Origin of the sequence: uncultured Campylobacter sp. (assembly GCF_938039205.1) — a bacterium.
Classification (GTDB): Bacteria; Campylobacterota; Campylobacteria; order Campylobacterales; family Campylobacteraceae; genus Campylobacter_A.
Window position 1 is genome coordinate 79,752 of record NZ_CALHVM010000048.1, and the last position, 13,150, is coordinate 92,901.

The 13,150-nt window shown below is 45.4% G+C and carries 12 protein-coding genes; 6 read left to right on the top strand and 6 right to left on the bottom strand.

Going from position 1 to position 13,150, the window contains the following annotated elements; translation table 11 throughout:
* The first annotated feature begins 64 nt into the window (after positions 1–64).
* The 3 genes from Q0394_RS06660 to Q0394_RS06670 all read left to right on the top strand — a co-directional run bounded on the left by Q0394_RS06660 (position 65) and on the right by Q0394_RS06670 (position 4,197).
* A complete protein-coding gene (locus Q0394_RS06660) occupies positions 65–1,150 on the top strand; it encodes a PepSY-associated TM helix domain-containing protein (protein ID WP_298946346.1) in 1,086 nt (361 codons plus the stop codon).
* Positions 1,147–3,285 carry a TonB-dependent siderophore receptor gene (locus tag Q0394_RS06665; RefSeq protein WP_298946347.1) on the top strand — a complete coding sequence of 713 codons (2,139 nt, stop codon included), beginning with the start codon at positions 1,147–1,149 and terminating at the stop codon, positions 3,283–3,285. The genes Q0394_RS06660 and Q0394_RS06665 overlap by 4 nt, the downstream gene beginning before the upstream one ends.
* 294 nt (positions 3,286–3,579) lie before the next feature.
* A complete protein-coding gene (locus tag Q0394_RS06670) occupies positions 3,580–4,197 on the top strand; it encodes a tetratricopeptide repeat protein (protein ID WP_298946349.1) in 618 nt (205 codons plus the stop codon).
* Positions 4,198–4,347: 150 nt separating this feature from the next.
* On the opposite strand, the gene Q0394_RS06675 is transcribed toward Q0394_RS06670, so the two are convergent.
* The 4 genes from Q0394_RS06675 to Q0394_RS06690 form a co-directional block, all read right to left on the bottom strand.
* Entirely contained in the window at positions 4,348–5,520 is a 1,173-nt protein-coding gene (locus Q0394_RS06675; RefSeq protein WP_298946351.1) for a HAMP domain-containing sensor histidine kinase, read from the bottom strand.
* Complete coding sequence (locus Q0394_RS06680; protein ID WP_298946352.1) at positions 5,513–6,175, bottom strand: response regulator transcription factor; 663 nt, start codon at positions 6,173–6,175, stop codon at positions 5,513–5,515. The genes Q0394_RS06675 and Q0394_RS06680 overlap by 8 nt, the downstream gene beginning before the upstream one ends.
* A complete protein-coding gene (locus Q0394_RS06685) occupies positions 6,175–6,420 on the bottom strand; it encodes a hypothetical protein (protein ID WP_002944746.1) in 246 nt (81 codons plus the stop codon). Before Q0394_RS06685 ends, Q0394_RS06680 begins: the two co-directional genes overlap by 1 nt.
* 63 nt (positions 6,421–6,483) lie before the next feature.
* Positions 6,484–7,395, bottom strand: coding sequence for an AEC family transporter (locus tag Q0394_RS06690; RefSeq protein WP_298946353.1), 912 nt, complete (start codon positions 7,393–7,395; stop codon positions 6,484–6,486).
* Between the two features lie 145 nt (positions 7,396–7,540).
* Between Q0394_RS06690 and Q0394_RS06695 the strand changes: the two genes are divergently transcribed.
* Genes Q0394_RS06695 through Q0394_RS06705 form a run of 3 tightly spaced genes read left to right on the top strand, consistent with a single transcriptional unit; the run spans position 7,541 to position 12,044 of the window.
* Positions 7,541–8,752 (top strand): efflux RND transporter periplasmic adaptor subunit, encoded by a 1,212-nt coding sequence (locus Q0394_RS06695; RefSeq protein ID WP_298946354.1) that lies wholly within the window; start codon positions 7,541–7,543, stop codon positions 8,750–8,752.
* Positions 8,753–8,770: 18 nt separating this feature from the next.
* On the top strand, positions 8,771–10,699 hold the full coding sequence (locus Q0394_RS06700) for a MacB family efflux pump subunit (protein WP_298946359.1): 1,929 nt from the start codon (positions 8,771–8,773) through the stop codon (positions 10,697–10,699).
* 1 nt (position 10,700) lies between these two features.
* Entirely contained in the window at positions 10,701–12,044 is a 1,344-nt protein-coding gene (locus tag Q0394_RS06705; RefSeq protein ID WP_298946355.1) for a TolC family protein, read from the top strand.
* Between the two features lie 108 nt (positions 12,045–12,152).
* On the opposite strand, the gene Q0394_RS06710 is transcribed toward Q0394_RS06705, so the two are convergent.
* Positions 12,153–12,845: a CorA family divalent cation transporter gene (locus Q0394_RS06710; protein ID WP_298946356.1), complete on the bottom strand. Its 693-nt coding sequence runs from the start codon at positions 12,843–12,845 to the stop codon at positions 12,153–12,155.
* 9 nt (positions 12,846–12,854) lie between these two features.
* On the bottom strand, positions 12,855–13,150 hold a 296-nt coding region (locus Q0394_RS06715; protein WP_298946357.1), incomplete at its 5' end, for a tRNA-guanine transglycosylase.

Sequence of the window (13,150 nt, forward strand, 5' to 3'; positions counted from 1 at the left end):
TAATTATTAAAATGCTAAAATCCGCGCCGATTTAAAGTAAATTTTAAAAGGACAAATTTTAAACGTGAGTATACTTGACAAAAAGACGATGTATAAAATTCATACTTATATTTCACTCATATTTTGCATTCCGCTAGTTATCGCATGCTTTACTGGTTCGGTTTTAGTTTATAAAGATGAGATAAATAATATTTTAATGCCAGGCGTCATCTATGTAGCAGACGGCAACGATAAAAAGAGGCTAAAATTTGACGAACTAAGAGAAAAAATAGAAAAAGAGTATCCGCATCACGAGATCGTAGGTTGGAATATCGACGTAGATCCGCAAAAAACGGACAAAATTTGGCTACTAGAGCACGGCGCGGGCGAAAAAGAGTGGGCGTGCGTGTATCTGGACGCTTTTAGCGGAGAGATAAAAAGCGACCTCGTGCCGCACGATAGCGGATTTATCGGCGTCATGACCGAGCTTCACGAAAATTTGCTTCTTAAAAAAAGCGGTCAAATTTTGCTTGGGCTGACGGCGATTTTTGCTTTTATTATTTCGATTAGCGGTTTCATCGTTTACCGAAACTTTTGGGCGAATTTGCTGCGCCTTCGGTTTGCGTGCATGGCGGTTTTTATGAGCGATTCGCACAAATTGATCGGCGTTTTTTCGACGCCCGTTATCTTTGCGGTCGCGCTTAGCGGTGCTTGGTGGGAGCTTAGGTTTGTGTTTATGCCGCCTTTTGATAATTCAAAATTCGTAATCGGTCCGCAAATTTACGACAAAAATATCTCAATCGACGCCCTGGTACAAAAAGCAGCCTCGGATATGCCCGGATTTGAGACGCACTACGTTAGCTTTCCGTTTTTTGAGGGCGCAAATATCACGCTTTACGGACAAAAACCACAGCAAAGCTTCCTTCATAGCCAGTACTCAAGCACCGTTTCTTACGATAAAAATAGCGCAAATTTAATCGATGTAAAATATATAGAGCTAGCAAGCAAAACGGATAAATTTTTATCGACGTTTAGGCGCGCTCACTACGGCGACTATAATGCAGCGACCAAATTTATCTGGTTTTTGTGTGGGCTAGCTCCGCTTGCGCTTAGCGTTTCGGGGATTTATTTATGGATAAAAAGATCAAATTTTAAAAGGAGAAAAAGATGAGAAATAAAATTTTGTTTTCGGTTGCGGCTATCAATTTGCTCGCGTCCGTTCAAATTTTAGCCGCTCAAAACGGCGGGAACGTAGCAGGCAAAGAGACGCTTGATGCCGTCGAGGTAACTAGCGAACAAAGGCGCGACGACGTAAAATACAACGCAAAAGAGCTCGTAAAAAGTACTACTAGGCTAGACCTCACCTCGCGCCAAACGCCTCAGTCGCTAACCGTCATCACCGAGGCCAGGCTAAAGGATCAAAATATCAACGACTATCAGGTGCTTTTGCGAAATATCCCGGGCGTCACGCTTAGCAAGTGGGATGAGCGCGTATATCCTACGGCTAGAGGCTTTAAGATAGATTATTATTTGCTTGATTCGATGCCAAGTTTCGGCGGATTTAGCCTAGGCGCAAACGATATGAGCATGTTGCCGTATGAGCGCGTCGAGGTCGTAAAGGGCGCAAACGGCCTACTAGCGGGTGCAGGCAATCCAGCGGCTAGCTTAGATTTCATCCGAAAAAGAGCAAATTCAAAAGAATTGACGGGAAATTTCAAACTAAGTGCGGGCTCTTACGATAGATACGGCGTATCGGGCGACGTGCAGACTCCCGTAACTGCCGATGGTAACGTGCGAGCTAGGGCGTCTTTTATGCACGAGAGGTCTCGCTCGTATATGGACTACTATAACCGTAAAAACACCGCTATCTACGGCGTTGTTGATGCAGATATCATGGATAGCTCGTGGCTAAGCCTAGGCGCTTTTTATCAGGAGCTAAAGCGCCATGGCATACGCTGGGGAGGAATGCCTGCGTTTTACAAGAACGACGTTAGGCGCGAGTTTAGTAAAAATGAAATTTTCTCGCAGCCTTGGACTAGATGGGATATCAAGACTTTTGACGTTTATGCCGATTTTAGGCACTATTTTGAAAACGAAGCCAGCCTAAATCTCTCCTACTCCTTCCGCCGCGCAAATACGGATACTAATTTGCTCTACTACGGCGGCAAGGTAAATTTAGACGGTACGGGCGATGTTAGCGGGCTTAGCGTCTATGCAAACAAACGCGAGGAAAATATCCACAACGTAGACGCCTACGTAAACCTGCCGTACGAAGCGTTTAGCTTGCCCCACGAGGCGGTTTTCGGCGCTATGTACAACAACTATAAAAAAAGCTCCGACAACGTCAGTAGCTACTGGAATAGCCGCACGACTCCGGCAGGCCTAGCCTATGCGGCGCGCACTAGGATAGATTTTAACAACCTACACCTAGACGACCCGAAGCTGCCTTACGCCGATCAAAACAACGCCGATAAAACGGTGCAAAAGGCCATATATTTGGCTAATAAATTCTCAATCACGGACGAGCTTAAGTTTTTGCTAGGAGCCAGAATGAGCTACTATAAGTACCGCATAACAGGCGGCAACGGAAATAGAAATTTCACTCAAGAAATCACGCCGTATCTAGGCATCACGTACGATATCGGCGAAAACCACACGCTTTATGCTAGCTATACAAGCATTTTTAAACCCCAAACCGTAAAGGATATCAACGACAAATACTTAGATCCAATCCAAGGTAAAGACTATGAGCTTGGCATAAAGGGAGATTATTTTGACGGCGCGCTATCGGCCTCTTTTGACGTATTTAAGGTCGTACAAGATAAGCTAGGCGCAAAAACCGGACAAAAGATCCCGGGCACTACGACTGACGCGTACGAAGCTAAAAAGGGCGTGACGAGCAAGGGCTTTGAAGTAGACGTAAACGGCGAGATAAATCAAAATTTAAGCCTAGGTCTTGGGCTTACTCACTTTAACGCCAAGGACGCAGACGGTAAGAAATTTGACACAGAAAGCTCGCGCACTACGGCAAATCTATTTGCTAAATACTCTATAGCGGACTTTAGAGCGGGTGCGGGAGTGCAGTATAAAAGTAAAATTTACGTCGGTAGCGGCGCAAACGAAATCACGCAAAAGGCCTACACGCTGGCAAATTTGATGTTTGGCTACAGGATAAGCAAAAACTTCGATATCCAGCTAAACATCGATAACGTGTTTAACAAAAAATACTTCGAGGGCATCGGAAACAACAAGATGGTCTACGGCGACCCAAGAACGTTTAATCTGGGCTTTACGTATAATTTCTAAGGCGTTTTGGCACGCCTTGCTGCTTGGGTTGCGCCCGTAGTAATCCAAGCTATAAATTCGGCGTTTTTTGTCGGCATTAAATTTGTAAATTTATGAACTACGATAGGCGCCGAATTTAGATATAAAACTAAGTGTAAATTTGTCTTAATATGCTAGAAATGCTCTTTTAATGAGCAATAAATTTGTTACAAACTCGGCCCTGTTTGATTGTAATTAAGTTTTTAAAGTTTATTTTAAGCGTTATTTTGGCGAGCGTAAGGTAAGATTAAGGCAAAATTTTCTTAAGGCTAAATTTTGAAACGCGCTATTTCTCAAACTATCTCGCACGTTATCATTTTTACGCTGGTTGCGGCGTTTGCTAGCGGTTGTACAGCGCAAAAAAAGGCGACACCCGCACCGCCAAAGCCCGTTACACAGGCTGAAGTAAAACATATATGCGACGGTAAAACTCCAAAAGAGTGCAATGATATGGGCGTAAAATTTGAAAACAGTAAAGACTACGAACGCGCTAAGCTGTGCTACCAAAAAGCCTGCGACGATAACGAGGGTATCGCCTGCTCAAATCTAGGCTCGCTACATCAAAAGCTAAAAAGCAAAGAGGAGAGCGAGATCTTAAAGATATTTATGAAGTCTTGCAAGCTCGGTAATAAATACGGTTGCTATAATGCAGCTAACTTCTACCGTCTCAGGCGCGGCACGGAGCACGATTTTGCCGCGGCGCGTAAGCTATACGAAAAGTCGTGCCTAGAGCTAAATCACGCGCAAAGCTGCTCAAATCTGGGCGGTATGTATCAGTTCTCACTAGGCGTAAAAACCGCTGATTCTAAAACGGCAAAAAAATTTTACAAAATGGGCTGTGAGATGGGCGATGAGATAGGTTGCAGAAACCTTTCTCTTGTCGGCGGTGAGTAAAATTTACTTTTATACTTTCTTGATTTTACCGCCAAATTTGACGATTCTACAAGTATCCTAATCAAAATTTGACTGAGAGTGTTTGTGATTTGAGCCAAATTTACCAGTTTGGAGAAAAGCACCGCCGCTTTTATGACGCAAAATCTAAATTTAAGACTTCCACCTAAGCGTAAAGGTTGTTTCTTTACCCGGCTCACTTTCGCAGGTTACGGATATGGCGTTGTTTTCACAGGCTCTTTTTACCAAATTTAACCCTATGCCAAAGCCGCCTTGGTCTTCGTTAAACCGCGTGTATCGCTCGAAAATTTTATCTTGCTGCTCTTTGCTTAGCCCCTCGCCGCTGTTTGAGATCTTTAGCTCTCCGTCTTTGAGGTTAACGGCGACGTAGCCACCTTGGTTTGCGTATTTTGCGGCGTTGCTTAGTAGGTTATCCACCGCACGTTTTAGCTCATAGCCATTTGCATTTATGAGAGCGTCTTTTAAATTTAGCCTTAAATCAAGCCCTCGCTTGGCAAAAAACGGAGCGAAAAACTCTAGCCGCTCGTTTAAAATATCTTTTAAATTTAGCTCTTCTTTTGGTGCGCAGCGCTCGGCACCAAAGGATAAATACGTGAGGTCCTCATAGGTACGGCTTAGCGTTTTGGCGGCGGTTTGGATGTTGTTTAGGCGCTTTAGATTTCTCTGGCTTAGGCTACTTTTATCTGCCGTTTCGATGCTCATAAGTATGACGCTAAGGGGCGCGTTTATCTCGTGAGTAGAGTCTTTTATAAAGCGATTTAGCGCGGCGATCTTGGCGTGTAGCGGCGCTAGCGCGGTCTTTGCTAGATAAAAGGCGATTATCATGATGACGCCTAAAACGATGAGCAAATTTAATGCCGTTCGCAGCCGTAGTAAATTTAGCTCGCTCGTGACGTCCTTGCCGCTTAGCGCGATCTTTGCCGTGGCTAGCTCGTCCGCGCCGCCTTCGTCCATATTTTGCAGCGCCTCAAATATCGTTACCTTGCCGTCTGCCGCGACCGCGCTGCTTTGGGCCGCGTCAAATTTAGCGCAGCCCACCTCGCCGTATAAAATTTGACCGCTTTTAGCCACGATGCAGGCTTTGACGTCTTTTTCGGCGGTAAAGCTTTTTACCGCGCCAAGCCCATCCATACGCGCTTTCATATAGATACCCATCTTGATCTCTTTTAGGTTTTTGACCTCGTTTGAGATGAGGACTTCTTTTTTCATCTTATAGTCGTTCGTGAAAAAATATCCCAAAAATAGGGCGCTAGTGATGAGATAAAGCGAGAGGATTTTAGCTATAACGGCGGAGCGCTCAGACATAGATATAGCCGTCGCCGCGCCTATTTATGATCGCGTCCTTGCCTAAAATTCGGCGTAAATTTTTAACGTAAACCCGCAGGCTTAGCTCGCTAGGCTCCTCGCCGTAGTTCCAAATTTTATCAAATATCGCCTCTTTGCTAAGCAGCGTGTTTTTGTTCTCCAAAAATAGCGCCAAAAGTTCGCTTTCTTTGTTTGAGAGGCTTACGATTTGCCCGTTTTGCCGGAGCGTTTTGGAGCTTGGATAAAATTTATATCCATCGTTAAGCTCGATAAATTCGTCATTTACGTGAGAAAATTTGCGCTTGATTAAAATTTGAATACGAAGCAAAAGCTCTTTTAGCTCGTACGGCTTTTTAAGGTAGTCGTCGCAGCCGCTTTTGTAGCCGATCTCTAGGTCTTGCAGTGCGTTTAGCGAGGTGGTAAAGATCGCAGGCGTGTCGTCGCCAAGCCGCCTAAGTTCGCGCAAAAGGGAGAAACCGTCGCCTTTAGGTAGCTTGACGTCAAGGATGAGGATATCAAAATTTCGCTCGTAGGCGGTATCTAGAGCTGCTTTAGCATCGGCGCGAACGGTCACGTCGTAACCTTGTTCGCTCAAATACTCGCTGATGAGTTCGCTTAGCGTCTCATCGTCCTCTACGAGCAAAATTTGCGTCATTACATCTTATCCTTTTTCATGTCTTTCATATCGTCTTTCTTTTTGCCCATATCGTCTTTCATCTCTTTCATGTCGCCCTTCATTTCGTCCTTTTTTATCATCATATCGTCTTTTTTCTCCATCATGGCGTCCTTCTTTTCCATCATGGTATCTTTTTTCTCCATCATATCGCCTTTCATCTCGGCGGCAAAGATAGAACCTGTAACGAACAGCGCGCTAAGCGCAACTAAAGCTAACTTTTTCATAGCATCTCCTTTAAGAAAATTTATGATGGAAGTTTAGCCAAGAAACGTGAAACGAGCGTGAATTTATGCCATCAGGCTAAAAACGTACGATAAAAGCGGCAGGCTAATAAAGCTAAACGCGACTCCCACGGCCACAGCGGCGACAGCTAGCTGGCTATCAAGCTCTGCTTTCATGATCATCGCGCTTGCTAGCACCATCGGCGGCATGGCGCACTGAAGGATACCTATCATCCAAATTTGACCGAAATTTACGCCAAAAACTATCGTGACTAATATAAAAATAAAAGGCGCCAGCAGCATTTTGCCCGCGATTACCACTGCGGTTGATTTATAGCAGCTCTTGATGCTCCTAAATCCAAGCCCGATGCCGATCGCAAAAAGAGCGACGGGAACGACGCTTTGCGCAAAAAGAGTAAGCGCGTCAAATAGCACATTTGGAAGCGGAACGCCACGGAGTAAAAAGCCTAAAATGAGCGCAACGAAAGGTGGAAATTTGATCACTTTCATCACGTTTTGCACGAGTGAAACCTTTGCCGGAGCGCCGAAAGCTAAGATAAAAGGCCCAAAAATGCTAATCGGGATCGAGGTAGCTAGCTGATCGTAAAAGATAACTTCATTCATCGCGTCCTCGCCAAAAAAGCCCTTTATGATAGGCATACCCATAAATACGGTGTTTCCAAACATCCCTAGCAGTACGGCGCTCACGGTCGTGGCTTTGTTAAATTTTAAAAATCTGCATGCCAAAAATATCGCCGCAGCCCCTAGCATCGAACAAGCAAAACCCGTGGTGATGACGTTAATAAGCGTGGTGTCGATGTTTACATGGTAAATTTTGTCGAAAATAAGTGCCGGAAGAGCGAAGCAAAGTGCGTAGTTTATGAAAACGGAGGCGTTTTTTTGCTCGAAGACTTTAAATTTTTTCGCCCCGTAGCCCGAAGCGATAATGATAAAAATAGACAATAGTTGCGTAAACATTTGCGTAATCCGAGTTATAAATTTTAAAAACGCGATTATACGGCGGCTCGCATTAAAGAAAAATAAAATTTAATTGAATTACTTAACATCGCCTTAACGGGTTTTTGTATATAATCTCGCGTTAAATTTAAAAAAGCGAGAAATAATGAAAAAATTTATCAAATTTATCGCGGTTTTAGCCGTGCTGGCTGGAGTGGGCTACTACTTTTACGATAAAAATTTTAACGTCCCGCAAGGCGATCAGTTTATCACCTCAAAAGCCGTTCGCGGCGAGCTGGTTAAAAGCATCGAAAGCAACGGCGAGATCTACGCTACCGAGCTAATCGACGTGGGCGCGCAGGTAGGCGGTCAGATCAAAAAACTCTACGTAAAGCTCGGCGACGTCGTAAAAGCCGGCGACATGATAGCTGAAATCGACTCCGCGACTCAGCAAAATAACGTAGATACCAAAAAAGCGCAGCTTGGTATTTACGAAGCGAAGTTAAATTCGGCCAAAGTCGCGCTCGAGATTTCAAAGACCAAATTTAAGCGCGAGCAAGAGCTTTTTGCCAAAAACGCAACCTCGAAAGAGGAGTTTGAAAACGCCAAAAATACCCTAGCCGCAAACGAAGCTTCGCTAAAAGAGATTGAGGCGCAAATCGTGCAGGCTAAAATCTCTCTAAACACCGCTCAAATCGACCTTGGCTACACTAAAATCACCGCTCCAAAAGGCGGCGTCGTAGTCTCCGTGCAAGTCGAGGAGGGTCAAACCGTAAACTCAAACCAAACTACGCCCACTATCGTAAATATCGCCGATCTAAGCAAAGTTCAGCTAAAAATGGAGATAGCCGAGGGCGACATAACTAAAATCAAAGTAGGCTCAAGAGTCGAGTACTCGATCCTATCTGAGCCAAACCGTAAATTTCACGCCCATATTAGCTCTATCGACCCGGGCCTAACCACGCTAAGCAACGGCAAATACACCACGACTACAAGCTCGGGCTCGACCGCCTCAAGCTCCAGCAGCTCGGCGATCTACTACTACGCTAAGGCCGTGGTAGATAATCCTGACGGCACGCTAAGGATCGGTATGACTACGCAAAATACCATCATCCTAGATAGCGCTAAAGACGCCGTCATCGTGCCATCGATCGCTATCAAAAAAGAGGACGGCAAAAGCATAGTCTACGTGCTAAAAAGAGGCGAAAACGGACTAGAAACGGCCGAGCGAAGAGAGGTACAAACAGGACTAATCGATAGCCTAAAAACTCAAATTTTAAGCGGAGTAGAGGAAGGCGAGGAAGTCGTGACGAAGCGAAATTCGGCGGCTGAAATCAGCGAAATGCTTAAAAAAGAAAAAATAAAAATGAAGTTCTAAGGCTAAGTCTTGAAAAATTTGATAGAACTTAAAAATTTAAGTAAGAAATTTAAACTCGGCGATAACGTGTTTGACGCGCTAAAAGACGTAAATTTAACCATAAAAAAGGGCGAGTTTATCGCTATCATCGGTCAAAGCGGATCTGGTAAATCTACGCTCATGAATATCCTTGGCTGCCTAGATAACCCAAGCGGCGGACAGTATTTGCTAGAAGAGCGCGACATATCTAAATTTGAAGGCGACGAGCTGGCGCGTTTACGCAGAGAAAAATTCGGCTTTATTTTTCAGCGTTATAACCTTTTATCTACGCTAACTACGCTGCAAAACGTAGCTTTGCCTAGCGTGTATGCGGGCGTTTCTAAAAAAGAGCGCGAGAAAAAGGCCGGCGAGCTTTTAGAAGGGCTCGGGCTTGGCGAAAAGCTACAAAATTTACCCAATAAACTTAGCGGCGGACAGCAGCAGCGAGTCTCGATCGCTAGGGCGCTTATTAACGGCGGCGAGATCATCCTGGCAGATGAGCCAACGGGTGCGCTAGATAGCAAAAGCGGCCTCATGGTGATGGAAATTTTAACGAATTTACACAAGCAAGGCCACACCATCATCATCGTCACGCACGACCCAAATATCGCCGCATACGCAAACCGCGTCATCGAGATAAAAGACGGTAAAATTTTGAGCGATACGGTAAAAAGCGGAGAAATTTTCGCCTCCGAAAAACCGGCGCCAAAGCAAAAAAATATCTTTAGCTTTTATAAAGATCAGTTTATCGAGAGCTTTAAAATGTCGATAAACGCGATCCTTAGCCACAAACTTCGCTCGGCGCTAACGATGCTTGGTATCATCATCGGCATCACATCGGTTATCTGCGTAGTAGCACTTGGGCAGGGCTCGCAGGAGCAGATCCTCTCCGATATCCGCGGTATCGGCACTAACACGATCGATATCCTAAACGGCAAGGGTTTTGGCGATATGCGCTCGGAGCGGGTGAGAAACCTGACCGTTAGCGACGCAACGATGCTATCTAAGCAAGACTATCTAGATAGCGTCACGCCAAACGCCTCTGCTAGCGGCACGCTCACCTACGGCAATAAATCAGCCTCCGCGACGATTAAAGGCGGTAGCGAGGAGAGCCTAAACGTGATGGGCTACAAGGTCGAGGCCGGACGGGTGTTTACCGCCCAAGAGGTCGCAGAGTCGGCGTCCGTGATCGTGATAGATCAGCCAACTCGTGAGCAGTTTTTCGCAGACGAAGATCCGCTAGGTAAAACTGTGCTTTTTAACAAACGCCCCTTTAAAATCATCGGCGTAGTAGCCAAAAACGACAATATGTTCGCCGACTCCAGCACTCTGCGCACGTTTTCTACATATACCGCTGTCATAAACAAGCTAACCGGCGATAGGCATCTCTCATCTATCACGGTTAAGGTTAAAGATAACGTAAATGCGCAAATCGCCGAGCAGAGTTTAACGGAAATTTTAACCGCCAAACACGGCAAAAAGGACTTTTTCACTAGAAACTCCGACACTATCAAAAAAACGATCGAGGAGACTACGAGGACTATGACGCTGCTGATCTCTTGTATCGCCTTTATCTCGCTGCTAGTGGGTGGTATCGGCGTGATGAATATCATGCTAGTCTCCGTAACCGAGCGAACCAAAGAGATAGGCATCAGGATGGCGATCGGCGCTCGCCAGGGAAATATCCTAGAGCAGTTTTTGATAGAGGCGGTACTACTGTGCCTGATCGGCGGATTAATCGGCGTCGGAATGGCCTTTGGTATCGGCTATCTAGCGGAAAATTTCGCGCCCGATATCAAGATGATATTTTCTCAGACCTCTATCGTGGTCGCGCTCGCCGTCTCTAGCGCGATAGGCGTGATATTTGGCTATATGCCTGCTCGCAGCGCCTCAAAGCTAAATCCGATCGACGCTCTTTCAAGGGAATAAAATGAAAAAAATCTCCATAATCCTAGCCGCCTTTTTGCTCGGCGGCTGCGCGGTAACGCAGATAAATGAAAACTACGAGCAAATTTTGCTAAAAGAGGACGTAAGCGCCGACATAAAAATAAATCGCGAGTGGTGGACGAGCTACGGCGAAGCGCGCCTAAACGAGCTAATCAGCCTCGCGCTAAAAAATAATATAGATCTGGCAAAATCGGCCGTCGCGGTAAATAAAGCCTTAGCTCAAGCAGGCGTCTTGCAGGCTGATCTCGTGCCTAGTTTTAACGCAAATTTGGGCGCGGAAACTGGTAAAAATATAAAAACGGGCGGCAGCTGGAATGAGAGCTATAAAAGCGGCGTATCGTTAAGTTACGAGATAGATCTGTGGCGCAAGCTTGCAAACTCCGTAGACGCCGCCATGTGGGAGGCAAACGCGACTAAATACGACCTAGAGGCCGCTCGCCTCGCGCTCATTAACTCCGTCGCAGATGCGTATTTTGAGGCAAAATATCAAAAAGAGAGCATAAATCTATACGAAAAAACGCTAAAAAACTACGAAGAGTTAGAAGCCATCATAAAGGCCAAATTTGAGCTCGGCAAAGAAGAGGAGCTAAGCCTAAATCAAGTAAAAAGCTCGGTAATCTCGTCTAAAAATAGAATTTTAAACGCGGCAAAGAGCCTTGACGCGGCGGAAAAAACGCTAAGAAATTTGCTAAACGTTAGGCCTGAATTTGAGCTAAATTTAGGCGGAAATTTGAGCTATATCTCGCCTCAGGGCGTAAATTTAAACGTGCCGCTTTACGTTATCGGCGCGCGTCCCGATTTGCAAGCCGCGATCTCGCGTATCAAAGAGGCGCTTTTGGGGGTCAAGGTTAGCGAAAAAAGCTTTTATCCAAGCATCACGGTAGGAGCTGGGCTTAGCGGTAGCGGAGATAGCGCTAGCGAGGGGCTTAAGCTAAATTTCTTAAGCGGAAATATCGCGATAAATTTGCCATTTTTAAACTATTCTAAGCTTAAATCAAAGCTAAAAATCTCCGAGCTTGAGTTTGAAGCGATGAAGCTAAACTACGCGCAGACGCTAACGACCGCGCTAAACGAGATCGACGCCGGCTATAAAAGTCTGCAAAAAGACGAGGCGGTTTTGCGAAATCTAAACGAAAATTTGCGAAATTTAAGCTCCATCAGCGATATATATAAGCTCAAATACGACTACGGCAAAACTGAGCTGAAAAACTATCTGGAGGCGCAAAATTCGCTACTTGAAGGCAGGATCGGCCTGCTTGCTCAAAAATATAAAATTTTGCAAGACGAAATCGGTATCTATAAAGCTGTGGCTGGGCGGGCGGAGTAAATTTTGCCAGGCTGCGCACCTGATTTGCGGTTTTGATTTGGGTGCGTTAAATTTGCAGCGAATTTGACGGCTAGTTAAATTTAGCTAGCCGTAAATGACTTTGCAAATTTACTCGCGCCGTTTGCCTAGAAAATAAAACAGCCCCGCCAGCGTCGCAAAAAGAGCAAGCATAGATCCGGCGACGATAGCCGTGCCGTTTTGAAAGCCATTTAAAAACATTCCGTTCGTGTTCATCCCAAAAAATCCCGTGATAAAATTTAGTGGTAAAAATAGCGCTGAAAGTAGCGTCAGGATGTAGATGTTTCGGTTGATTTTGTCGTTTTTTAGGCTCTGTATATGCGCGTATATATCGTCTATCCTGGCGGCGTTTTCGCAGGCTGCGTTTTTTAGTACGCCGGCTTCGTAGACGTAGTTTTTGAGCTGTTTTTTAAGCTCAGGTCTTTCGTTCTGACAGATCGCCAGAGCCTCGTAAAAGTGCGAAATTTTATTTTGAAATTTGCGTATTTCGTATTTTAAGACCGCGTGCTTTTTGATAAATTTAGTAAAATCCCTCTTGCCCGCGTAAATTTTCTCGTAGCTTTCAAGCTCGGCGGAGTGCTCGGCGATCTTGGCGCGAAACTCGCTCGTTATCTTTTTTACTACGCGAATAAACTCCTGCGAGCCGCTTTCGCTACCGTCCTGAGCGTAAATTTTATCATCTTTAAAGATAAATTTGTAGTTTTGTTCGCTGCCGTCCGTCACGAGATAGACGTACTCGCACTCCTCGTCGTAGAAGTACCCCGAGATATCGCGCTCGCTCACGGTTTTGCCTTATATGCTTGGCGCGTTTTTACCGCGTTTGGCGTAGAAATTTCGCCTAAATTTTTCAAATTCGCCTGCCGTTATCGCTTCTCTCATCTGCCGCATCAAATTTAGATAATAATGCAAGTTATGCAAGCTCGCTAGGCGGAAAAACGTCAGCTCGCCCGCGCGGTATAGGTGGCTAAGATAGGCGCGAGAGTAGTTACGGCACGCGTAGCAGTCGCACTGAGGATCTATCGGAGCGCAGTCGGTGGCAAATCTCGCGGACTTGATATTTATCTTGCCAAAACTCGTAAATAGCGTGC

Excerpts from the sequence above, each read along its gene's own strand:
- Q0394_RS06675 (WP_298946351.1), bottom strand. The coding sequence starts at position 5,520 with ATGTCTGAGCGCTCCGCCGTTATAGCTAAAATCCTCTCGCTTTATCTC.
- Q0394_RS06665 (WP_298946347.1), top strand. The coding sequence starts at position 1,147 with ATGAGAAATAAAATTTTGTTTTCGGTTGCGGCTATCAATTTGCTCGCG.
- Q0394_RS06695 (WP_298946354.1), top strand. The coding sequence starts at position 7,541 with ATGAAAAAATTTATCAAATTTATCGCGGTTTTAGCCGTGCTGGCTGGA.
- Q0394_RS06685 (WP_002944746.1), bottom strand. The coding sequence starts at position 6,420 with ATGAAAAAGTTAGCTTTAGTTGCGCTTAGCGCGCTGTTCGTTACAGGT.
- Q0394_RS06705 (WP_298946355.1), top strand. The coding sequence starts at position 10,701 with ATGAAAAAAATCTCCATAATCCTAGCCGCCTTTTTGCTCGGCGGCTGC.
- Q0394_RS06690 (WP_298946353.1), bottom strand. The coding sequence starts at position 7,395 with ATGTTTACGCAACTATTGTCTATTTTTATCATTATCGCTTCGGGCTAC.
- Q0394_RS06680 (WP_298946352.1), bottom strand. The coding sequence starts at position 6,175 with ATGACGCAAATTTTGCTCGTAGAGGACGATGAGACGCTAAGCGAACTC.